The sequence below is a fragment of the Lysinibacillus sp. G1-3 genome (assembly GCF_056322905.1).
In genome coordinates this window covers 220,122-242,737 of the sequence record NZ_JBWHYQ010000007.1, presented here as the reverse complement: position 1 = coordinate 242,737, position 22,616 = coordinate 220,122, and the positions used below count along the sequence as shown (strand labels likewise).

The following is a 22,616-nucleotide window of genomic DNA, read 5'->3' as shown; positions in this document are numbered from 1 at the left end:
AGCAACAAATGTTTTAACTGTGCGAAAGCGTAGCGGCAGCAACAAATGTTTTAACTGTGCGAAAGCGTAGCGGCAGCAACAAATGTTTTAACTGTGCGAAAGCGTAGCGGCAGCAACAAATGTTTTAACTGTGCGAAAGCGTAGCGGCAGCAACAAATGTTTTATCTGTGCGAAAGCGTAGCGGCAGCAACAAATGTTTTATCTGTGCGAAAGCGTAGCGGCAGCAACAAATGTTTTATCTGTGCGAAAGCGTAGCGGCAGCAACAAATGTTTTATCTGTGCGAAAGCGTAACGGCAGCAACAAATGTTTTAACTGTGCGAAAGCGTAGCGGCAGCAACAAATGTTTTATCTGTGCGAAAGCGTAACGGCAGCAACAAATGTTTTAACTGTGCGAAAGCGTAGCGGCAGCAACAAATGTTTTAACTGTGCGAAAGCGTAGCGGCAGCAACAAATGTTTTAACTGTGCGAAAGCGTAGCGGCAGCAACAAAGCGCCCAGTCGGAACGGAAATCAACCCCATGATGGTGAGATTAAGAATCGTATAAAAAAGGCGGCCCCAAGTGAATCACTTGAAACCGCCTTGCTATTATTTTAATTTCGTATAATCAAACAAACATCGCGCATGGTCTTGCACTACCTCTACAAATGCCTCTACTTGTCGTAACTCAAATGAAGATTCATAGCCAATTAACCAAGTATCACGCGTTATACCAAATTCTTTTTCATTATTAGTTAATGCTATTTTATTAATACCATCATTGTCATTTAACGTTATTGAAGGTAAGATAGCGTAACCGATACCATTCAATGCCATTTGCTTACAAATTTCAATTTGATCAACTAAAATTTGTTTTCTTGGATTTGAAGCAAAATGCTGACGCCACCATTGTTGAATTTCCTGATAGTAATTGGAATCACTTTTAAATTGAATAAAAGGTCGATCTGTCGTCAGCACATCTTCTATCGTTTTTAACTCTTTATCCACTAAATAAAGGGTGTCACGGAAAAGGTGAATCTTTTCCCCTTTCCAATCAACCTGCCCACGCACAATCCCTACATGAGCCTCACCCTCATAAAGTGCTTTTACAATTTCAGAGCTCCAGCCAGTCATAAGAGAAATTTTTGCATCAGGATATTTCGATACAAAATCCTTTAATATTATCGGAAGCCAGTTTTGTCCGACAATCGAGGCACAGGCAATTTTCAATGTCCCGTTTACTTTCGTCGTTAATGACTGGATTGTTTCATAAATCTCTTCTTTTTTGCTGAGCATTTCTGTTGCATAGGCAATAATAAGCTCTCCAGCAGGTGTCGCCGTAAGTCCTTTTTGCGAACGAATAAATAATTGCGTGCCCCAGTCTTTTTCAATAGTTTGAAGTCTTTGAGAAAGTGCTGGTTGCGATAAAAATAATCGTTCTGCTGCTTTACGCATATTACGTTCCTCTGCTAGTACTTTTAAAATTTCATCCTCCGTTGCCATCAATCAGTAAACCTCCGTTACAAGCAAAGAGGGCCTCATGATTTTCATCTGAGTCCCCTCTTAAACTACTACTCTTTTTGATAAATATATTTTTTCAATTGCTTTAGAATAACTCGTCTCGTTAAAATCCCTGCAAATGTTCCATCTTCGTCCACAACACATAAAAAGGCGTGGTTAATTACTAAGTCTAGAGCCCGCTGAAAAGTATCCGTCAATTTCAATACAGCGATATCTTTATCCATTATCGTATCCACTTTAATATCGGGTAGCTTTTCATATTCAATATGTTCTAGTCCAAGAATAGATTCAGTAATCATTTTCATACTTAGTAAACCTTGAAGTCGATATTTCAAATCTAAAACAGGTATCGAAGAATACCCTGTACGCGTCAGTACTAGGAGTGCATGTTCCGCACTATTTCCACTTTGTACATGCGCAACCTTTTCAGATGAAATAATAAAATCACTAATTGGCATTGCTAATAAGTCTTTGCTGTTAGTTGAAATCATGAACTTCTTCTCCTTTTCTGTCCCCGCTTTGCAGAACAGGATGCTTCCCTTTTATCATATCATAACTTTTCCTTATATGACCACGACAAGGCTGAGAAGAGTTTTTTATTAGCAACGAATTATTTTAGCAATTTGAAACAAAACTAAGTATCGAAAGTGCATATATATAAAGAAGGTTTCACCCGAGAGAAATGGAAATATCTTCATTCAGTTATATTTAAAAATATGAACTGAATGAAGACAAAAATCTTTTTAATAACCGTACTTACTCCAATAATAAAAAATCATTATCCCTAAAAAGAGTAAAAAAATGATATATACCCAGACAACCGGGTTGAGCATCGTCGAATAATCTTCAACGGTTTCTGAAATCGGCGTATCATTTTCCGATTTCCGCTGAGACGTCATTTTGGCAATCTTCAGCGTTGACACAAGCGAAATAGCAGAAATAATCGTAATGGCAATAAGAGCCGGTATTAACCACATACCCATTGGCAAAACTCCTTTCTTTGCCCTTAGTATGCGTCAACCCAGCTCTCCATTATGCAAAAATATTTATTTTAGAATGGATACTGATTGAGCCATTGCCCACCATCAAGCGTCACACATTCCCCATTCATATATCTTGCTTTATCAGACATCATAAATGTTGCTAAATCAGCAATTTCTTCAGGCGTACCTGTACGACCTAACGGAACAGAGTCCAATGTACGAGCTGCTGCAGCCTCTGACTCCCAAAGCTTATCTGCACCACCTGTACGCTCAATAGGACCTGGAGCAATTGCATTTACTCGAATGCCATATTGTTTTCCCCATTCAACAGCTAACGTTCGAGTCAATGACAATACACCTGCTTTCGCTGCTGCCGAATGAATAACACCAGCACCTGCATTCCATGCGTAAGTTGCAACCATATTAAGAATAGATCCTTTAATATTATTTTGGATCCAGTACTTACCGACCGTAGAAGAACAAAAGAATGTCCCATTTAAAACGATATCAACAACAGCCTTCCAACCATTAGGAGATAAATCCTCTGCACGGACAATAAAATTACCGGCTGCATTATTCACAAGCCCATCAACTTGTCCAAACTTTTCAACAGCAAATGCTAGCATCGCCTCCGTATGCTCAGGCACGCGAACATCCATTGGAAATGTTTCAATCGTTTTTCCCGCCTCTAAAATAAAAGCTTTCGCCTCTGCCAGCCGCTCCTCATTACGACCTGTAATGACAACATTTGCCCCTTCAGCAACGAATTGCTTCGCCATATAAAGCCCCATTCCACTTGATCCACCCGTAATAATAATTGTTTTCCCCTGCAACATACAATTTCCCCCTTCGTAAAAATGAATGATGATTCACTTAAATATTACTATATTCTCTCACATATGTCATATTAATTCTACAAATCTATAGAGAGGATGCAAAATTGAAAGGTTCTTCTAGCTGGAATTCTTATGTTGCGGGGTATTCGTGGATATTTTATTGTTGCGCGCGGGTATTCGCTTCTCTTCCGCGGGTATTTCACTTCTCCGCGCGGGTATTTCACCGCCTCGCGCGGGTATTCGCTTCTCTTCCGCGGGTATTTCACTTCTGCACGCGGGCTTCACTTCTCTTCCGCGGGTATTTCACCGCCTCGCGCGGGTATTCACTTCTCTTCCGCGGGTATTTCACTTCTGCACGTGGGCTTCACTTCTCTTCCGCGGGTATTTCACCGCTCCGCGCGGGTATTTGCTTCTCTTCCGCGGGTATTTCACCGCCTCGCGCGGGTATTCGCTTCTCTTCCGCGGGTATTTCACCGCTCCGCGCGGGTATTTGCTCCTCTTCCGCGGGTATTTCACCGCTCCGCGCGGGTATTCGCTTCTCTTCCGCGGGTATTTCACCGCCTCGCGCGGGTATTCGCTTCTCTTCCGCGGGTATTTCACCGCTCCGCGCGGGTATTCGCTCCTCTTCCGCGAGTATTTCACTTCTGCACGCGGGCTTCACTTCTCTTCCGCGGGTATTTCACCGCCTCGCGCGGGTATTCGCTTCTCTTCCGCGGGTATTTCACCGCTCCGCGCGGGGCTTTGCTTCTCTTCCGCGGGTATTTCACCGCTCCGCGCGGGTATTTGCTCCTCTTCCGCGGGTATTCACTTCTCTTCCGCGGGTATTTCACCGCCTCGCGCGGGTATTCGCTCCTCTTCCGCGGGTATTTCACCGCCTCGCGCGGGTATTCGCTTCTCTTCCGCGGGTATTTCACCGCTCCGCGCGGGTATTTCACTTCTGCACGCGGGCTTCACTTCTCTTCCGGGTATTTCACCGCCTCGCGCGGGGCTTTGCTTCTCTTCCGCGGGTATTTCACTGACCCGCACGAGTATTACACCCATTAATCTTGATTACTCGCTCTAGTAGCTTCCTTTGAAATTTTCACTTTCCAGAAAACTATAGTAGTGCTATCTTTGACACCATTTTTTTGGATATTCTTTAACATTGACCAAATGCTTTCCTTATCGTTTGTGTTACAGAAGGAATTGTAAATGTTAATTGGGTTAGCGTATGGTTCATGAGGACATTCAAGTAAGCCATCTGTAGTTAGAAAAAGACGATTTTCTCCTTTTCTTAATTCTTTAATTCCTACACTATAGCAAGGGACGTCCTGTTCAAACGTGTTGACTTGTCCTATCCATTCGTAAAATTGCCTTTGATTTAATTGAAACTGACCTAATGCAGCCAATTCTTCGTGAAGTAAAAAAAGAACGCAGTCTCCAATCGAAAACCACCATACATATTTATCCTTTCTTACAACAATTAAACACGCAGTTTCTCCAGTAATATTGCGGCAAATAGATAAGAATTGTTCCGCTTGAAATATAGTTAAAATTTTCTTTTCGATCCTTTTGAAGGTTTGATGATTTGTCGGTAAAGATAATAAATGTGTAAATTCATTTTTATGAGCAAGAAATTGTTCGATAATTTTTTGAGCACTCTCAGATGTATTATGAGCATCTAGTAAAATGGAAAACTCCCAATCTTGCTTTTCATCTAGCCATACTAAGCAACCGTCTTCGTTTTTATATTGTCCTGCGTCGGAGTTACCACCATATCGTCCAACAATAACATGTTTAATTTGATAAAGATTCGGGTGATCTATGAAGTTGTCTTGGCTACCTATCCAACTAAAATCTTCTATAGATTCACTCATATGCATTATTCTCAAGATATGTTTTTATTCGAGTACAAAGCTTAACAACTTCTATATTGTCACCCATAGGGGCATTTTCCCAATCATACACATCATTTGGTCCCCAATACTGTTTAGGCGTATTCGGATATCGAGGAACTAAATGCATATGCAAATGTGGCACTGAGTTTCCAGAAACCAATGAATAGATATGCTCTGCATTCTCACACTCCATAATTGCCTTACTAACTCTAGCCATAATAACACCAAATGCTTTTGCCTCTTCTATAGTCATATCTCCAAGAGTAGGAACATGTCTTTTTAAATCAATCATGATATGACCTATATAATTTGGTGCTCCAGTTCTGTCTATATGCCCAACATAAACGTATTTGTCTTCATAAATCCTTAACTCTGAAGCTAGAATGTTGCCAGCATGTTTATTGCAAATAAAACATTCCTCCATTAATCCTCACTCCTCCGTCTAAATTTTCGAAATTATAACACATTTATCAATAAGTTGGGATATTTTTCCGATCTAATAAAAAATAGAGTTACAAATTACATATGAATTTGTAACTCTATTTTAGACAGTCTCTTTTCGAATTCCTAAAACTCATAATGGAAAGCAATTTTATAAAGCTCCATTAACTCTTCCTGTGTCGGGACTTTAGGATTATTTCCAGGGCTACCGCTGGCAATTGCATCAGCTGCCATTTTTGGAATAGCATCGTAAAACGCTTGCTCATCAATTCCCCATTGTTTCAAATTCCCTATATCCATCTTCTTGCACATTTCCTTAATTGAAACAATAGCTAAATCGGCAAGCTCTTCTTGAGATAACAGTTCATTATCTTTATTGAAAAACTTACCTAGATCTGCTAGTCGATCGACACAAGCATCCTTTGAAAATTCTAATACTGCTGGCAGAAGCATTGCATTTGAAATACCATGTGGTACATGAAATAGCGCTCCTATTGGACGAGACATGCCGTGCACTAAAGCAACAGAAGCATTTGAGAATGAAAGACCTGCTTGCATTGAGCCTAGTGACATCGCTTCCCGCGCATCAATTTCGTTACCTTGCTCATAAACTTTTAAAATATTATTAACGATTAGCTCCATAGCTGATAATGCAAGAGCATTCGAGTACGGATGTGCTAATCGAGATAAATAACTTTCAATGGCATGACTTAATGCATCGATACCAGTTGCCGCAGTAATGGATGGTGGAGATGTAACCGTTAAAATCGGGTCAACAATAGCTATATTTGGCATAAATGCGGGCTGCTTAATCATCATTTTCACTTCATTTTTCGTATTAGTAATGACGGTTGCATCTGTTGCTTCTGAGCCCGTTCCCGCTGTTGTCGGTATTGCGATATGTGGAATCGGTGCTTGCTCTGCAATTTTTTCCATTTTCATATAATCGCCAATGTAGCCACCATTTGTTGCGACTACTGCGATAGCTTTTCCTGTATCGATACAGCTCCCGCCACCGACGGAAATAATAAGATCACAACCCTCAGACTGTAAAATATGAAGCCCCTCCGCTACATACGTATCCACTGGTTCCGTTGTTACCCCTAAATATGAAAGCGTTTCCAATCCATTGTCTCTTAAGAATGTGCTACATTGATTAACAAAGCCTAAGCGATCCATGATCGGATCACTAATGATAAGTGCTTTAGTCCCTAATTTTTTTGCATATACGCCCACTTCTTCAAAAGAATCTCGTCCATAAACGATTGTTCCTGGTGAATGAACTGTATAGATTGTTTTTGTTTGAATCATATTTCACCCTCCTAAGCTATTGTGCTGTATAACCGCCATCCAAAAGTATTGTTTGACCTGTTATACCCTTTGCCATATCACTAGCTAAATAAAGCGCAAGTCCTGTAACTTCCGATACATCTAGTAAACGTTTTTGAGGAACGAGTGGATATAGCACCTGCTCAAGCACTTCTTCTACTTGAATTCCCCTTGTCTTTGCCAAATCCCTAAACTGATTACGCACTAATTCTGTATCGACATATCCTGGACAAATGGCATTCACGGTTATCCCCTCAATTGCAACCTCTAGTGCAGCCACTTTCGTTAAACCGACAAGCCCATGTTTTGCGGCATTGTATCCAGCTTTACCTGCAAACCCAATAACGCCATTAATAGATGCCATGTTAATAATGCGTCCAAACTTATTTTTCTTCATATGTGGTAAAACATATTTCATTGCTATAAAAGGCCCAACAAGCATCACCTTTTGCATAGATTCGAAGATTTCAGTCGCGAAATCCTCTATAAGAGAAACACGCTGAAACCCTGCGTTGTTGATTAAAACATCTATTGTCTGAAACTTTTTAACAGTAAAGTCAATCGCATCACATATAGCTTGTTCATTTGTAACATCGCATGTGTATGCAGTTAATTGCGGATTATGCTTAACTGCCTCTGCTAAAAGCTGTTCATTTATATCTGTTATCACTACATTCGCTCCCTGCTCAGCAAACGCTAATGCCATGGATAACCCGATACCACGAGCTGCTCCAGTAATAAAAACTGTTTTTCCTTTCACCTCAAAGTCCTCCTACATTCCTAGTGAGAATAATATGATTGCGATTATCGTACCTATGATTGGTATAATGACAGTTAAGGCACCAAATGGCATATAAGCATCTTTATGCTTTTCATTGCATACAGAATTGATCGTTGTTACTACATAACCACCATGCGGCAATGAATCGAGAGACCCCGACGCAATAGCAATTGTACGGTGTAATGCTTCGGTATCAACTCCCATGTCAATATAGTGAGGCGCAAGTAAAGGCATTGCAATTGTTTGACCGCCAGAAGCTGAGCCTGTTAAACCAGCTATTACAGCAATGGCTAATGCACCGCCAATTAACGGGCTTCCAGGAATATTAGTCATAACGTCAACAGTTGCCACGAATGATGGTGTAGCTTTTACCACACCTCCGAAACCAACCACCGCTGCTGTATTAGCAATAGCTACAACAGCACCCATAGCACCAGCTCCTAGTGTGGCACCGACAGATTTTGAATATTTATAGCTCACTAAATAAGCAGTAATACATCCACTCGTTAATGCCACAATTAAAGCTGAAGTTCCAAGAGAATTATGGAACACAAAGGAAATACCTAAAACTACTAATAGTGGTACAACACTTAAAATTGGACTCGGAAGCTTACGAGATTCATCAACTACTGGGTCATTAGATCGTTCTATAAATACCTCTCCGCTTTTTACTGCACGTTTGATCATCCAATTTAGCCACAGTGACCCACCAATTGCCATAAAAATTGCAACAACTATACTTACTTCCCATCCAGCATATGGCGTTGTACCAAGGTATGGAATAGGAATCCAGTTTTGAATTTCCGGTGAACCTGCTGAGGTCATCGTAAAGGTTACAGAACCTAAACCAAGTGCAGCAGGTATAAAGCGACGAGGAAAATTCGCTTGCTTGAATAAACTAATAGCCATTGGATAGACCGAGAAGGCTACGATAAACACTGAGACACCACCATATGTTAGTACAGCTGCAGCAAGTACTACTGAATAGGCTGCATATTTCACTCCAATTTTTTCTACAATCCATTTAGAAACACTATCGGCCGCCCCAGTATCCTCCATTACCTTTCCAAAAATAGCACCTGCCATGAACATTAAATACCATGAACCAACGAATCCCGTAAACCCGTCCATATAACTTGTTAAGAAGTTAGTCTGATTCTCATCAGCTGTTTGTGGAAAAAATGCTAGACCATTCGTTACTGCCGCTATCAATGCTGTCAACGGCGCTGAAATCAGTAAATTTACGCCTCTCATCGTTAAATACACGAGTAAAGCTAAACTACCAAAAAGCCCAACGTATTCTAACATCCCATCCTCCTCATATTCTTTTTGAAAAAAGAGCTGTAAAAGAACACAGCTCTTCTATTTTATTAGTCGTTATTACTTGGGAATGCAAACGTAGATGCTGTCGATACTTGACCTGTCATCCAACGCTCTGATATTGTTTTTGTTTTTGTAAAGAAGCGTGCCTGATCAGGACCAAACATATGCCCTTCACCAAAACGAGAGCCTTTAAATCCTGCAAAGTTATGGTAACCAACTGGAATAGGAATTGGTACATTCACGCCAACCATCCCAACATCGATTTCTGTTGTAAATTTACGAGCTGCTAAACCGTCATTCGTAAAGATTGTTACTCCATTTCCAAGCTCATGCTTATTAATAAGTTGGATGGCTTCATCTAATGAATCAACACGTACAACATTTCGAGCTGGACCGAATATTTCTTGTTCGTAAATTTCCATGCCTGGTTTTACGTTATCTAGCAATGTTGGCCCTACAAAGAATCCTTTTGACTCTTTGACAATATCGAGCTTACGACCATCACAAATAACCGTCGCACCTTCAGACTCGCCTCGTTTAATAGCCGCAATAATCGCTTCCTTCGATTGCTGTGAAATGACAGGGCCAAAATCTGTCTCTGGATCTGTATATGAACCTACCTTCAAGTTAGAGATTTTCTCCTTTAAGATTTCAACAAGACGATCTGCTGTATCCTTGCCAACAGGCATAATCGTTGAAATGGCCATACAACGTTGAGAGGCTGCCCCATAAGCTGCTCCGATAAATGCATTTGCTACCTGATCAAGATCTGCATCAGGCATCACAACCATATTGTTTTTCCCTCCACCAAGAGCTGTAACACGTTTACCGTATTTCGAGCCTGTTTCATAAATATATTGGGCAACTGGTGTCGATCCTACAAATGAAATTGCTTGTACAATCGGGTTCTCTAATAGTTCATTCACTGCATCTTTATCCCCGTTTACTACCGTCCAAATACCATCTGGTAAACCAGCTTTTTTCCAAAGTTCGCTCACATATAAGGCAGTCATAGGAACACGCTCAGAAGCTTTTAAAATAACTGCATTGCCGACAGCAATTGCCATACTTGTTTGTGCTAAAGGCACCATGATTGGGAAGTTAAATGGCGAGATAGCCGCTACAACACCTAATGGATACTTTGCAGAGTAGGCATTAATCTGACCACCGACGTTGACAGAATACTCTCCCTTCATTAAATGAGGTGCACTAATAGCTAAGTCAACAGACTCCAAACCACGTGTAATTTCACCTTTCGCATCCTCAATTGTTTTACCGCTCTCTGTACAAATAACTTGTAGAAGTTCCTCCATATTTTCAGTAATAAGATTACGGAACTTTAATACAATCTCAGCACGTTTTGCTACTGACGTATCTCTCCATTGTGGAAACGCTGCCTGTGCTTTATCAATAGCCTCCCGCGTTTCTTCTACAGTTGCCAGTGGAACCTTTGCAATTACCTCACCCGTCGTTGGATTATATACTGACCCGAAACGTCCACTTTTCCCTTCCACTAGTTCTCCACCAATAAAGTGTGTTAAAGTTTTAACCTCTTGTGCTGTTGTCATATTTTTAGTCCTCCTTTAAGATTGTTCAATTTTACAGTTTTCTTTTAGACTTAAATAAGTGGCAGACATATCATTTTCTCCATAGCCCTGCTGAGAAATATCGCTATAAAGATCCACTAATTTTTCCCCGATTCGAAGTGGTACCCCTGCTTCATCTGCCATATTTTTTGCAAGCTTCAAATCTTTTAGTAATAGATTTGTAGAAAAACCTGGCTGATAGTTGTCGTTTTTCATGTATTCCAAATAATTGCGTTCATAAATACGGCTTTGACCATAACTATTACTTAATACTTCATACAGCGTATCTGCATGGATCCCCATTTTTTCACCAAGCACGATTGTTTCAGCGACTGCTTCTGTATAGAATCCAATCATTAAATTATTGAGTAATTTTATACGTGTACCTACACTTGGAGACGTACCAAGATGATAAATATTTTTCCCTATTATTTGGAAAATTTTAGACCCAGTTCGATAATCCTCCTCTTTACCACCAACCATTATCGTAAGTGTTGCATTAATAGCACCTATAACGCCTCCACTAACAGGTGCCCCAAGATAACTTAATCCCAATAATTGTGCTTCCTTATGTAAGGAATCATTTAATTCGGGATTCACCGTACTAAAGTCTATTAATAAACATCCTTTCTTAGCATGGTGCAATATACCTTGTTCAGATCTATATACTTGTTCTACTACTTGTGGTGTCGGCAAGCTAGTCATGATAATATCACTTTGCTCAGCAACTTCCTTTGCTGTTGCAAGTCCAACTCCACCTTCTTTTTTAAATTGCTCAATTGCTTGCGAATTAATATCAAAACCATAAACCTTATAGCCAGCCTTTAATAAATTTACTGACATCGGTAACCCCATATTGCCTAAGCCGATAAAACCTAATTTCTCCGTCATTATTGACCTCCCCTGCTCCTTGAAAATTCGAGAAACACTAGCCAACTCTACTCCTTTGTCGTAACATTAATAACAAAATATTAATTAACCGCAGTCATTGACCCCAGTCAATTAAATGATAATCAAACTAAATCCCTTACGTCAATCAAAATATTTTATATTTTCAGATTTTTTGTAAGGGCATCTTAATATACTTATTTCGGAGGAATATGAGAACATGAATCCACTAACGAGCCGTCAAAAAAAGGCAATAGAAACACGGGCAAAATTACTTAAAACATCTTTAGATTTATTTAATAAACATGGATATGAGCATGTATCCATTGAACAAATTACGAAAGCATGCAATGTATCGAAGGGAACGTTTTACACTTATTTCCCAACTAAGTACGATGTTATTTTAGAAAAATTTAAGGAACTCGATAGTTTTTATAGCACTGTAGAAAAAAATATCGACTCTTCTTTACCAGCAAGCGAAAAAATTTTAACGCTTTATCAAGAGCAAATGAAGTATTTAACGAACGTTGTTGGAAAGGATTTATTGCGTACAGTCTATACTGCGGCGATGACAAGTCAAGTGGAACAAGATCATTATTTAATTAGTCCACAAAGGAAAATATTCCAAATAATTAATACTTATTTAGAGGATGGCATTCGTCTTGGAGAATTTCGTCAAGATTTGCAGGTTACTCAAGTACAGGCTATTATTCAGCGTTGTATGCGTGCAAATGTCTATGATTGGCTAATTCATAATGACGACTTCAATTTATCTGTGGAAATGGCGCAATTTACAGCTATTGTTTTAGATGGATTGAAAGCAGAAAATAAATAACCAACTTTTAGAAGAGGTTGCATAGAGAGCTCGGGTGAAGACATTTTCTGATTAGGTTGTATTGAATCTCTATTTGCTCGGTCTTCCTAAAGCTCTACAACAAAGTAGCACTTCATCAGAATTGATGAAGTGCTACTTTGTTTGTTGGCTTTAGCTAACAAAATATTTATTAACAATGGTTTCTACGGGCAATGGCTTGTTATATAAATAGCCTTGTCCTTTTTGGCATTGGTGACGTTTTAGAAAATCGACCTGTGATAGTTCCTCGATTCCTTCAGCTACGACCTCCAACCCTAAATTATGGGACATTGAAATAATGGCTTTAATAATGGCCTCATTTTTATCATCTTTCGTAATATCCGCTATAAACGATTGGTCAATTTTTATAATATCTATCGGATAACGTTTTAAATAGCTTAAAGATGAATAGCCCGTTCCAAAATCATCCACGGAAACATAAACACCTAGCTGCTTTAATTCGGTTAAAATTGAAAATGTTTCATGGACATTCGTCATAGAGCTTTCGGTAATTTCCACCTCTAATAATTCAGGTGGCACATTATATTTTTTCAAAGCCGCTTTAATTTTCCGAGCAAAGTTTTCTTTTCTAAATTGTTTTGGCGAAATATTGATGGCAATTCGTACTGGTCGATAGCCATTCATCTGCCACTCTTTTTGATAGCGACACACCTCGTCAATAATCCAATCACCGATTTCAATAATTAAGCCTGATGCCTCTGCAATGGGTATAAACTGTGCAGGTGACACAAAGCCAAATTTCCGGTTATTCCATCGTAATAATGCCTCAAAGCTATTAATACTGTTATTCGTTAAATCCATTTGTGGCTGTAAATGGATACTTAACTCGTTAAATTCGATAGCACGACGTAAATGCGCCTCCATTAGTGCCTCATTTGGAAAAATAGTTGTCGTATCTTCACGATAGTAACGGTAGTGTGAACGACCATGGTCTTTTACAGAAAATAATGCTTTATCTGCTTTACGTATAAGTGTTTCTAAATCTTTGCCATCCGCTGGACTAAGGGAGATACCAATCGACACACTAATAAAATATTCCTGCCCATCAATCATGAATGGCTGTTTTAATGCATCTAAAATAGCATTGGCCGTCTGTTCAATTTTGTCGACGGTTGCATCTTTTAGAACAAAAATAAATTCATCGCTATTATAACGATAAAACGAGCATTTAGCGTGACAGAGCTCCCTAAGTCTTTGACTAAACATTCGTATAAGCTCATCACCCTTACTTTCGCCAAGGGATTCATTAAATTTTTTAAAACGATCAATATCCATCAAAATAATAGCTGCTTGCTTATTTTGCTTTTTATCATTTAAATGCTGAAGCCACTGTTCCTTTAAAGCCTTACGATTCCAAATACCCGTTAATTCGTCCATTAATGCTAGGTAATAAAAGGCTTGATGATCATTCATAAATGAGGTTGCGTCTTTCACAAATAAATGTACACCTATAATTTCACCATTAAAGTATGTTGGATGCGTTCGTAAATAAAATGATTCTTTACTTAACAGTTGTTGTTTAAACAAGCATTCTGGCATACCAAATGCTGAGCCCTCAATAGTTTTTGCAAATAATAATTTAAATTCGTCGATATACTTACTCTCTAATAATGTAAAAATATTTTGTCCGATCAAGCTTTGTTGTTCTTTTAACAACTGAGAAGTGGCAGCAACATTTTGATGAATAATGCGACCTTGTAAATCAGCTGTTAACACCGGACATACGTGCTGTTCCACAAATTGCAAATAAGGTTCTACTTCAATTTTCTTCTCACGTAGAATAACTGCTACAACTGAATTTTCTAAGTGCTGTACACGAACAGCAAATGTTTTTACTTTGTGCTCCGTACATACTTCTAGTCTTTGCTCTAGATTTATTTGTTGTTGTACTATATTCGATAATTGTAGCCAGCACTGCTCCGTAAAAAATTGTTCAGCGTTAGTAGCTTTCACATCTTGTAGCTTCAAAAATGACGGTAGTTTATCGTTAAAATTAACGACTTCAAACGCTTTTGTATCCACTTTTCTCAAACATACGACCGCATCAAATGGATTAAGTTGTATGATTTGATGATAGTCTGCAAATTGCGCTACATTCTCTTTATATTTTTTCATTATATCCCTCACTAAGTAGCGTGTTTGCTTATTCTTCGTCTAGCGTAGGTTTTAGTGCATCCTTTAGGAAAATTTCCTGACTGTTAATTGGATCTTCACCACGATCAAATTCTTTATAATGATATTTTCCATTGGAATCTTGAATACGAGCTTTTGCTGTATCCTCAAGTTGTGTATTCATAATGTTAATAATACGAGCTTTGGCTTCGCTTGCATATACTGGGAATAAAATTTCCACACGTTTAATCATATTACGAGTCATCATATCCGCCGAAGACAAATATACTTTATTTTCCCCATTATGATGGAACCAATAAATACGCGAATGCTCGAGGAAACGACCAACAATGCTCGTTACTGTTATGTTTTCACTAATTCCAGGGATGCCTGGTCTAATGCAACAAATTCCACGAATGATCAGCTCTACTTTCACACCTGCAATCGATGCCTCATATAGCTTCATCATTAAGTCTTTGTCCGTTAGTGAATTCATTTTAGCTCGAATAAAACCATTACCATGCTTCTTATGACAGGCAATTTCCTCATCCATTAAGCGGATAAATTCATCACGAATATCAAACGGGGCCACAACTAAATGATTAAAAGTTGGTTTCTCTGTATAGCCACTTAAATAGTTAAAGAAGTTAGTGGCATCAATGCCAAATTCCTTATCTGTTGTTATGATACCCATATCTGTATAAATTTTTGCAGTTGCATCATTATAATTTCCTGTACCCAGATGAACAAAGCGCTCAATTTTCCCATTACGACGACTTACAACAAGCGTTATTTTCGAATGTGTCTTTAAGTTATTCATGCCGTAAATAACAAGGCAGCCAGCTTGCTCAAGTTGCTTTGCCCAAAGAACATTATTTTCTTCATCAAAACGTGCTTTTAATTCAACTAAAACTGTTACCTGTTTACCATTTTCTGCTGCAAGCTTTAAGGCTTGTATAATGGGTGAATTACCACTTACACGATATAAAGTTTGTTTAATCGCTAAAACGTTCGGATTAACGGCCGCTTCTGCAATAAAATCTACAATTGGCGCAAATGATTCAAACGGATGATGGAAGAAAATGTCTTGTTGCAGCGCTTTTTCAAAAATATTTTCATCCGATTGCAAATCTAATGGCGGCTGTGGGATAAAGCTTTCATATTCTAAATGTTCTCGACCAACAGATATACCTTTTACAAAAGAGAACATAAATGTTAAATCTAATGGTCCATCTATATGGAAAACATCCGTTTCTTCAATTTCAAATTCATCGAGTAAGTATGAAAGCACTTCCTCACTCATCTCACCCTCACGAACTTCGAGACGACTGCCTACACCCCATTTGCGTTTTTTCAGCTCTTTTTCGATTTCTACAAGTAAATCTCTTGCGCCTTCTTCATGAATCGTTAAATCAGCATTACGTGTCAAACGGAAAGCCTGCGCTGATTTGACACTGTAACCATAAAAGAGCTTTTCTATATGCGCTACAATCACGTCTTCTAATAAGACAATAACCGTCTCTCCGTCTGCTGATGGTACTTTAATATAACGATCTAAAACAGATGGAACTTGTACAATAGCTACCTTTTCATGATTCTCAATGTCCGCTTCATCTTGCTCTAATAAAACAAGTAAATTTAATGTTTTACCAAGCAAAGTCGGGAAAGGACGGTAAGCATCTACAGCTACGGGTGTTAAAACAGGGAAGATTGTTTCTGCAAACATTTCATTGATAAATGCTTTCTGTGCACTATTTAAGTCTTTCATGTCTGCGATATGTACATTATGCTGTGGTAATAAATCATATATTAAGTGTCTGTAAACTTCAGTTTGTCGGCGCACTAATGCCTGAGTTCGTTCTGCAATTTTCGCTAATTGCTCTTTTGGTGTTAAGCCTGACTTATTTTCGGGCTTATGGAAACCTGCACGCACTTGATCCTGTAGTCCTGCAACACGCACCATGAAAAATTCATCTAAATTCGAACTAAAAATTGCTAAAAACTTCAATCGTTCTAGCAGAGGATTATTGATATCCTCTGCTTCCTCTAAAACTCGTTCATTAAAGGCAAGCCAGCTTAATTCACGGTTGTTATAGTATTGCGGTTTAGCGATTTCCTCTAGTAATCGACCTTGTATTTCTGTTGATTCCTTTTCATTTAACTGATTATTCGTAATTTCAGTTGTCATAATTGTTCAACCCTACTTCCACAAAGTTTATTTTTATCGGTATCTTTAGTGCGCGCTCTAGATGTTTTTTTTGTCGGTTTGCTTGGTATTTTTCAGCGTCCGCATTATTTTTCACATAGATGCTAAGCTGTACATAATCCTCTTTTGTTTGCATCTTTATAGTCTTAACAATTGTTCGTTTAGACACATTTAACGCATAGACAAATTTCAAAAAAGCACCAAAGTCTCGTATTTTGCGATACTCCTCACGACTCATCCATTCTGTAAACGGAGCAGCGAATCGCTGATAATAATCTTTATTTTTATACGAAGCTAAAAGTGCTAATTTTACACGTTCCTTATGACTTAACCCATCGATAGTTTGGTTCGCAATTAAATAAAAAGTATGCTGACTAGCCGAACTTAACTCAATATACTCCCCAATATTAAACACCCTCGCCGCTTTCGACAATAAGTGCAAATCTTTTGGATGATGTTGTAAATAACCAAAGTGGCAACATTCACGGTACAATTGATCCGTTAACTGCATTAAATAGTCCGCTTCTTCTTCAGAACGACCATACTGACGAGCAAATCTTTTAGCGTTTCCCTCAAACACATTGTATTTATCAAACGCACTTTTATCTGTTTGTAAAATACGCTGTATAACGAGCCCTTCTCGCAAACCCTTTTTTGTTATCTGGAATAATTCACTTCCAACAATTTCCATCAACGCATTAAAAACCTCTAATGCAGGAACGATGATATCCGCACGATCTGTCGAAAGCCCATCTAACTGTTTCAAATCATGAAAGCTTAAATTATTTAAAAATACACTGAGCTCATCTAAATTGCCCTGCGTCATTTCGTAGCCATGTACACTTGCGATTGGATATGCATGTTTTTGTTGATGAATTTGGGCAATATTTCGAGCACTACCGCCAATAGCAATAATCGGTAAACCAATATTTTGAATCCATGAAAGTGATTTGAACTGTTCCTTCACAAATGCAATTAGTTCCTTTTTTTCACTACCATTCATAATCTCGCCCTTTACGAAACGTTGCTTTAAAGAAACTGTACCAAACGGGAAACTATGAGATTTCTGTAGTTCTTTATTTTCAAATAGCGTTATTTCTGTACTACCGCCACCAATATCGACTGTTACAGCGGACTTTGTGCTTATAGAATGCGCCACTGCAACAAAGCCATAATATGCCTCTTCTTCTTCAGTTAAAAGCTCTATTTGAATGCCTGTCTGTTTTTTCATTAAGGTCAGTATTTCTTCTCTATTAGTTGCCTGACGGATTGCAGCTGTTGCAGCAGCTTTCACATCAGTCACTTCATAATCATCAAGTATTGCTTTATAAGTCAATAATGTTTCTGTTAATACTTTTATACCTTCTTCAGACATTTCACCAGAGGGCTGTAAATATGTACGTAAACGTGCAACCGTTTTAATATTTCCTATCTCACGAAGTCCCTCTTCTTTATCATATCGATACAATACTAAGCGAACAGTGTTTGAGCCAATATCGATAATAGCGGTTTTTAAATCATTCAAATAATCACTTCCTTAGCGCATGCATAGTATTAATGGATCTACATCAAATATGGAGGTGAACCACAATGTATAAGTACTCGAACATTGGGGTGCTCTCCTCTTTTTCGTCGACTAATGGTTTGCCTTCCTCGTTGTATATTATTTTTCCCTAGCCTCATGTATCTATACAAAAAAGCCGGAGCCTAAAAGAGGCATCCGACTTTCTTACATTATTAATATACTTTCAGGATACCCATTATTAATATTGTGAAGTACCTTTTCCAACTTTAATTTTATTTTATATGATAAGTTGGTCGATTCGTAAAATAAGCTCCGTAATTTCTGGCTTACTAATTTGATCCTCTGCACCTACTTGGTCACCTTTATGACGAAGATCATCTGTAATTAAGCTTGAGAAAATAATGACAGGAAGCTTTTGGAGATCTGGATGCTCCTTTATTTTACGCGTTAAATGATGCCCATCCATTTGTGGCATTTCAATGTCCGTCACAACTAATTGAATATGCTCGGCTACATCGCTACCACTTTTAACGATAGCTTGGAGGTATTCATAAGCATCATGGCCGTTTTCAAAGAATTCAACATTCTCATAACCTGCTTCATTCATAGTATCGAATAAGAGCTTACGTAATAATGGTGAATCTTCTGCAATTAAAATTCGTTTTTCAGAACGCTCACGTTTACCAAGCTTTTTAACGGCTTCTACACTAATACCAGAATCGGGATTTATGTCTACCATAATTCTCTCGAAATCAAGCAATAAAATCATTTGCTCGTTTTGCTTAATAACACCAATAACTTGTGATGTTCCTCCCTGATACATATCAGAAGGCTTCTCGATTTGATTCCATGAGATACGGTGAATCTGTGTTACATTATCTACATGAAATACTACACGCTGTTTATTAAACTCAGCTACAATATATTTTTGCTGAGAACTACGCTCTTGACTTTGAATACCTAATACTCGGAGCATATCAACTACTGGTAATACCTCACCTCGTAATTGAATGATCCCTTCTACATGCGGGTGCGCGTGTGGAATAAATGTTACTGGAATCGGTTGAATAATTTCTTTTACTTTAATAACGTTAATACCAAATTTATTATTAGCTACTTCAAATTCAACAATTTCTAGCTCATTTGTGCCACTTTCTAATAATATACCTTTATGTTCCAAAGCAACCCCGCTCCTTTCTATCCAACTTCTATTTATAATTCAATTGTATCATAGGCGATACATTTCTCCTACTTGCTTTTTCCAATTTTATTATTAACATGGCTCGCCATCCATAACACGGGTGAACTACCATACAGTAAACAAAAAGCCAATTGGCTCTCCAAGCGCCCTCAGGAAAGTGTTCAGCCGGATATACATGGAATGCGTATATGTCTTATCTAATATCATCTCCAACTTTTGAGCCATTGACTTTTAAATGTATCAATAGGCCAATTATCGTCATCACAATTAATGTCGATAACGCAACACGACTCGCTAGCGTTCCATAATCTTTCATCCATAACGTAACGGTTCCGTAGACTGCTGGCCCGATAATGGAGGATACTTTACCCGAAAATGCAAATAAGCCAAAGAACTGACCCCGTTTTTCTTCAGGAGACAATTCAATAATATATGTTCTAGATGTTACCCACATGGATCCTAGCGACACGCCAAACATACTACCTGCAAGCCAGAACATCCATTGCTCAGTCGCGAAAACAGCAAATGCTAAAGCAACTATCATTAATATTGCCACCATAGTTATCGCACGTTTGGCACCGATTGCTTTTGTAATATAACCAAATGCAAAAGAGCCAATAATAGTTGACACCGTAGACACTAAATAAAGCACGATAAATTGACCTGAAGTAAAGCCTACGATTGTTGTTGCATATACAGCCATCATTGCAATAGTTGTTGCAATTGCATCATTTAAAAAGAAGTAAGCAATCATAAAGGTGAAAATAGCTTTATATTGCTTCATGTCCTTAAAGGTTTGAACAATTTCCTTATACCCATCTAAAAATTTAATAGGCTTTCGTTGAGATGTTGGTATCGGTGTATCTTTATTAATAAAAAATAATGGCAAAGAAAATAATAAATATAAAATGGCAGTCGGAATAAATGCTCGATGGAAATCACTGTTTCCTACGTATAAATAAACAAGTAGTCCCAATATTGTACCAAGATACCCAATCGCTACCCCATAGCCCGAAATAAGGGGCATTTCCTCTTTTGTCCCTAAATCACCCATCATGGAATCATAAAATACTAGACTGGAATTAAAGAAAAATTTTGCGATGATAAAACTAGCTACAACTAAAAACAAACTAAGTGGCACACCCGAAAAATTTGTTGGCAACTGTAAATTCGCAAAAATCCCCATCATAAAAGTAAAGAAGATGGATATAGATGCAAACCATACTATGAATCTCTTTTTATAGCCTGTTTGATCGATCCATACTCCAAAAAGTGGCGAAAAAAGAACGAGAAACAAGCTAGCGATCGCATTCGCATAAGAAATAAATGTACTTGCCACCTGCTGCATTACCTCATTCGTCCCTAAAACCTCATCCATATAAAACGGGAAAAATATCGTATTAATATTTGAAGAAAATATTGTATTCGCAAAATCATAAAATGCCCATGACAAAATTGGCAATGATAAATAAAGTGCTAACTGACTCCGATGCTGGACGTCTACTGTTGAATTCCGCTTCATAAAACCCTCCTTCCCTTCTCTATATTATTAAATAAATTCCCTCATGTAATAAAAAATACCTTTTATTTAATGAAAATTAACACTATTTACAATATACATGCATTTTTATTTAACTAACACTCTAAAATTCTCCTTAGCTGCGAGAAACTTAAGATTTACTTATTAAACAATGACTTTAGTACTTTTATAAGTTAAACAGTAACTTCTATACCTTCATAATAAAAAATATCCAAGCCCACCTCGCTTGGATATTACTGTTTTTGCAAAACTATTGTCAAAAAATAAGATGTCTATCCATCTACTCGCTTTATTCTGGGAAGAATCGAGCCACATACTTCGCTTTGTAGCTTATGTCGCTAAGATAGCACTGTATTTTCACACATGCTATGTGAAAGTCGTTGATTGGAGTGGAGGCTGGGTGACTCCTTGGGGATCAGCGATATAGAGGAACGAAGACTATAAGCATCACATCCTGTGATAACGCCTTCGTGACCAACATCCTGTTCGCCCGAGACCCTGGAGCGAGCAACGCGAGTGAAGCGGCTCATCGGATGCACCCAGGAAAGCACCCAGCCGGAACGGAAATCAACCCCTCGCTCTGAAAAAGAGAGCCATACTTTTTTGACGGAAATCCCCTTCAATTTCCTTACCATTTCCCAACAACTCTAAAAGGATATCCAAGCCCCCTCGCTTGGATATCCTTTTTACTATTCTTCTATATTCACCCACATAGAAGACCATTGTTCAATTGCTTTAAGGACCGGTGCAAGTGCATGTCCTTTTTCTGTTAGCTTGTATTCAATCACTACTGGTGTTGATGGAATAACCGTGCGCTCCACAATGTTCTCAATCTCTAACTCTTTTAATCTTTCCGTTAACACACGACTGCTAATACCCACTTTATTTTTTATCGTTGAGTATCGTTGAGGACCTTCCAATAACTGATATATAAGCAGGGTGTTCCAGCTATGATTTAATGTTTTCAGTGCTTTTTCAAATCGGGGACAAATTTTTTTTTGATCCAAATTTTCCTGCCTCCAATGTATTTTGTTCTTATATAACAGTATATCATTTTTTCGAAAATCATTTCCAAAAATAAAATTTAGTTACTTGACAAAAGTTATTTTTAAAAATAAACTAAGTTACGAAATGTAAGCTAAAAAACAAAAGGAGTTTATTTAACTATGCAAAATATCGGTTCAACTATTTTACGTGTGGTGCTTGGCATTATTTTTGCAACTCACGGTTTCCAAAAGTTTCAGGGAGGTATCGGCTTCACAGCTGATTATTTTGATGCCATTGGTATTCCAGGCTTCATGGCTTATATTGTTGCCATTATAGAATTAGTCGGTGGTGTAGCCATTATTTTAGGCTTAGGTACAAGACTTATCGGCGCTTTATTGACAGTAACAATGATCGTTGCCATTTTTACAGCGAAGCTTAGCGTTGGCTTTATCGGGGAAAACGGCTTAGCCGGGTACGAATTGGATTTAGCTTTAGCTGCGATGGCTTTATACTTTGCACTTGCAGGAGCATCTAGTTTTTCTTTAGACGCAAAACTTTTTGATAAAGAGTAATGCTGCCGTAGTTAACTATTTTCTGAGTGAGCTACTAAACCCGAAGTATCTAAGATC

The 22,616-nt window shown here is 38.3% G+C and carries 22 protein-coding genes; 2 read left to right on the top strand and 20 right to left on the bottom strand.

Annotated elements, in window-relative coordinates:
- Nucleotides 1-586: 586 nt before the first annotated feature.
- The 14 genes from ACVYAD_RS09480 to ACVYAD_RS09415 all read right to left on the bottom strand — a co-directional run bounded on the left by ACVYAD_RS09480 (nt 587) and on the right by ACVYAD_RS09415 (nt 11,545).
- Nucleotides 587-1,480, bottom strand: a complete 894-nt coding sequence (locus ACVYAD_RS09480; RefSeq protein WP_476426051.1) for a LysR family transcriptional regulator — start codon at nt 1,478-1,480, stop codon at nt 587-589.
- A 68-nt stretch (nt 1,481-1,548) separates the two neighbouring features.
- Nucleotides 1,549-1,989 (bottom strand): cyclic-di-AMP-binding protein CbpB, encoded by a 441-nt coding sequence (cbpB, locus tag ACVYAD_RS09475; RefSeq protein ID WP_079559656.1) that lies wholly within the window; start codon nt 1,987-1,989, stop codon nt 1,549-1,551.
- Between the two features lie 252 nt (nt 1,990-2,241).
- Nucleotides 2,242-2,481 carry a short-chain dehydrogenase gene (locus ACVYAD_RS09470; protein WP_476426042.1) on the bottom strand — a complete coding sequence of 80 codons (240 nt, stop codon included), beginning with the start codon at nt 2,479-2,481 and terminating at the stop codon, nt 2,242-2,244.
- 68 nt (nt 2,482-2,549) lie between these two features.
- Nucleotides 2,550-3,317 (bottom strand): 2,4-dienoyl-CoA reductase, encoded by a 768-nt coding sequence (fadH, locus tag ACVYAD_RS09465; RefSeq protein ID WP_476426040.1) that lies wholly within the window; start codon nt 3,315-3,317, stop codon nt 2,550-2,552.
- A 77-nt stretch (nt 3,318-3,394) separates the two neighbouring features.
- Entirely contained in the window at nt 3,395-3,583 is a 189-nt protein-coding gene (locus ACVYAD_RS09460; RefSeq protein WP_476426038.1) for a hypothetical protein, read from the bottom strand.
- A 79-nt stretch (nt 3,584-3,662) separates the two neighbouring features.
- Complete coding sequence (locus ACVYAD_RS09455) at nt 3,663-3,959, bottom strand: hypothetical protein (protein WP_476426037.1); 297 nt, start codon at nt 3,957-3,959, stop codon at nt 3,663-3,665.
- Nucleotides 3,956-4,252 (bottom strand): hypothetical protein, encoded by a 297-nt coding sequence (locus tag ACVYAD_RS09450; protein ID WP_476426035.1) that lies wholly within the window; start codon nt 4,250-4,252, stop codon nt 3,956-3,958. The genes ACVYAD_RS09455 and ACVYAD_RS09450 overlap by 4 nt, the downstream gene beginning before the upstream one ends.
- Before the next feature lie 105 nt (nt 4,253-4,357).
- Entirely contained in the window at nt 4,358-5,173 is an 816-nt protein-coding gene (locus ACVYAD_RS09445) for a PP2C family serine/threonine-protein phosphatase (RefSeq protein WP_476426033.1), read from the bottom strand.
- Nucleotides 5,166-5,618 (bottom strand): HIT family protein, encoded by a 453-nt coding sequence (locus ACVYAD_RS09440; RefSeq protein WP_476426031.1) that lies wholly within the window; start codon nt 5,616-5,618, stop codon nt 5,166-5,168. Before ACVYAD_RS09440 ends, ACVYAD_RS09445 begins: the two co-directional genes overlap by 8 nt.
- A 143-nt stretch (nt 5,619-5,761) precedes the next feature.
- The gene (locus ACVYAD_RS09435) at nt 5,762-6,946 is read right to left on the bottom strand and encodes an iron-containing alcohol dehydrogenase (RefSeq protein WP_476426029.1); all 1,185 of its coding nucleotides are present in this window, start codon (nt 6,944-6,946) and stop codon (nt 5,762-5,764) included.
- A 16-nt stretch (nt 6,947-6,962) separates the two neighbouring features.
- Complete coding sequence (locus ACVYAD_RS09430; protein ID WP_476426027.1) at nt 6,963-7,724, bottom strand: 3-hydroxybutyrate dehydrogenase; 762 nt, start codon at nt 7,722-7,724, stop codon at nt 6,963-6,965.
- A 12-nt stretch (nt 7,725-7,736) separates the two neighbouring features.
- Nucleotides 7,737-9,053, bottom strand: coding sequence for a GntP family permease (locus ACVYAD_RS09425; protein ID WP_476426025.1), 1,317 nt, complete (start codon nt 9,051-9,053; stop codon nt 7,737-7,739).
- Nucleotides 9,054-9,115: 62 nt separating this feature from the next.
- The gene (locus ACVYAD_RS09420; RefSeq protein ID WP_476426023.1) at nt 9,116-10,636 is read right to left on the bottom strand and encodes a CoA-acylating methylmalonate-semialdehyde dehydrogenase; all 1,521 of its coding nucleotides are present in this window, start codon (nt 10,634-10,636) and stop codon (nt 9,116-9,118) included.
- 15 nt (nt 10,637-10,651) lie between these two features.
- Nucleotides 10,652-11,545, bottom strand: a complete 894-nt coding sequence (locus ACVYAD_RS09415) for an NAD(P)-dependent oxidoreductase (RefSeq protein WP_476426021.1) — start codon at nt 11,543-11,545, stop codon at nt 10,652-10,654.
- A gap of 217 nt (nt 11,546-11,762) precedes the next feature.
- Here ACVYAD_RS09415 and ACVYAD_RS09410 point away from each other — a divergent pair, with 217 nt between their 5' ends.
- Nucleotides 11,763-12,377 carry a TetR/AcrR family transcriptional regulator gene (locus tag ACVYAD_RS09410; protein ID WP_476426019.1) on the top strand — a complete coding sequence of 205 codons (615 nt, stop codon included), beginning with the start codon at nt 11,763-11,765 and terminating at the stop codon, nt 12,375-12,377.
- A 150-nt stretch (nt 12,378-12,527) separates the two neighbouring features.
- Here ACVYAD_RS09410 and ACVYAD_RS09405 read toward each other — a convergent pair whose 3' ends face one another.
- The 6 genes from ACVYAD_RS09405 to ACVYAD_RS09380 all read right to left on the bottom strand — a co-directional run bounded on the left by ACVYAD_RS09405 (nt 12,528) and on the right by ACVYAD_RS09380 (nt 22,007).
- Nucleotides 12,528-14,531: an EAL domain-containing protein gene (locus ACVYAD_RS09405; protein ID WP_476426017.1), complete on the bottom strand. Its 2,004-nt coding sequence runs from the start codon at nt 14,529-14,531 to the stop codon at nt 12,528-12,530.
- Between the two features lie 28 nt (nt 14,532-14,559).
- Nucleotides 14,560-16,716 carry an RNA degradosome polyphosphate kinase gene (locus ACVYAD_RS09400; RefSeq protein WP_476426015.1) on the bottom strand — a complete coding sequence of 719 codons (2,157 nt, stop codon included), beginning with the start codon at nt 16,714-16,716 and terminating at the stop codon, nt 14,560-14,562.
- Nucleotides 16,706-18,259, bottom strand: coding sequence for a Ppx/GppA phosphatase family protein (locus tag ACVYAD_RS09395; RefSeq protein ID WP_476426013.1), 1,554 nt, complete (start codon nt 18,257-18,259; stop codon nt 16,706-16,708). The genes ACVYAD_RS09400 and ACVYAD_RS09395 overlap by 11 nt, the downstream gene beginning before the upstream one ends.
- A 277-nt stretch (nt 18,260-18,536) precedes the next feature.
- Entirely contained in the window at nt 18,537-19,439 is a 903-nt protein-coding gene (locus tag ACVYAD_RS09390) for a chemotaxis protein (RefSeq protein ID WP_197142230.1), read from the bottom strand.
- 214 nt (nt 19,440-19,653) lie between these two features.
- The gene (locus ACVYAD_RS09385; protein ID WP_476426011.1) at nt 19,654-20,982 is read right to left on the bottom strand and encodes an MFS transporter; all 1,329 of its coding nucleotides are present in this window, start codon (nt 20,980-20,982) and stop codon (nt 19,654-19,656) included.
- Between the two features lie 707 nt (nt 20,983-21,689).
- Nucleotides 21,690-22,007, bottom strand: coding sequence for a winged helix-turn-helix transcriptional regulator (locus tag ACVYAD_RS09380; protein ID WP_476426009.1), 318 nt, complete (start codon nt 22,005-22,007; stop codon nt 21,690-21,692).
- A 159-nt stretch (nt 22,008-22,166) separates the two neighbouring features.
- Between ACVYAD_RS09380 and ACVYAD_RS09375 the strand changes: the two genes are divergently transcribed.
- On the top strand, nt 22,167-22,559 hold the full coding sequence (locus ACVYAD_RS09375) for a DoxX family protein (protein WP_197142234.1): 393 nt from the start codon (nt 22,167-22,169) through the stop codon (nt 22,557-22,559).
- Nucleotides 22,560-22,616: the final 57 nt, after the last annotated feature.

What these genes read in the sequence shown, in the direction of transcription:
- ACVYAD_RS09410 (WP_476426019.1), top strand. Translation starts at nt 11,763, where the DNA reads ATGAATCCACTAACGAGCCGTCAAAAAAAGGCAATAGAAACACGGGCA.
- ACVYAD_RS09435 (WP_476426029.1), bottom strand. Translation starts at nt 6,946, where the DNA reads ATGATTCAAACAAAAACAATCTATACAGTTCATTCACCAGGAACAATC.
- fadH (WP_476426040.1), bottom strand. Translation starts at nt 3,317, where the DNA reads ATGTTGCAGGGGAAAACAATTATTATTACGGGTGGATCAAGTGGAATG.
- ACVYAD_RS09405 (WP_476426017.1), bottom strand. Translation starts at nt 14,531, where the DNA reads ATGAAAAAATATAAAGAGAATGTAGCGCAATTTGCAGACTATCATCAA.
- ACVYAD_RS09385 (WP_476426011.1), bottom strand. Translation starts at nt 20,982, where the DNA reads ATGAAGCGGAATTCAACAGTAGACGTCCAGCATCGGAGTCAGTTAGCA.
- ACVYAD_RS09470 (WP_476426042.1), bottom strand. Translation starts at nt 2,481, where the DNA reads ATGGGTATGTGGTTAATACCGGCTCTTATTGCCATTACGATTATTTCT.
- cbpB (WP_079559656.1), bottom strand. Translation starts at nt 1,989, where the DNA reads ATGATTTCAACTAACAGCAAAGACTTATTAGCAATGCCAATTAGTGAT.
- ACVYAD_RS09375 (WP_197142234.1), top strand. Translation starts at nt 22,167, where the DNA reads ATGCAAAATATCGGTTCAACTATTTTACGTGTGGTGCTTGGCATTATT.
- ACVYAD_RS09440 (WP_476426031.1), bottom strand. Translation starts at nt 5,618, where the DNA reads ATGGAGGAATGTTTTATTTGCAATAAACATGCTGGCAACATTCTAGCT.
- ACVYAD_RS09420 (WP_476426023.1), bottom strand. Translation starts at nt 10,636, where the DNA reads ATGACAACAGCACAAGAGGTTAAAACTTTAACACACTTTATTGGTGGA.
- ACVYAD_RS09445 (WP_476426033.1), bottom strand. Translation starts at nt 5,173, where the DNA reads ATGAGTGAATCTATAGAAGATTTTAGTTGGATAGGTAGCCAAGACAAC.
- ACVYAD_RS09425 (WP_476426025.1), bottom strand. Translation starts at nt 9,053, where the DNA reads ATGTTAGAATACGTTGGGCTTTTTGGTAGTTTAGCTTTACTCGTGTAT.
- ACVYAD_RS09415 (WP_476426021.1), bottom strand. Translation starts at nt 11,545, where the DNA reads ATGACGGAGAAATTAGGTTTTATCGGCTTAGGCAATATGGGGTTACCG.
- ACVYAD_RS09400 (WP_476426015.1), bottom strand. Translation starts at nt 16,716, where the DNA reads ATGACAACTGAAATTACGAATAATCAGTTAAATGAAAAGGAATCAACA.
- ACVYAD_RS09480 (WP_476426051.1), bottom strand. Translation starts at nt 1,480, where the DNA reads ATGGCAACGGAGGATGAAATTTTAAAAGTACTAGCAGAGGAACGTAAT.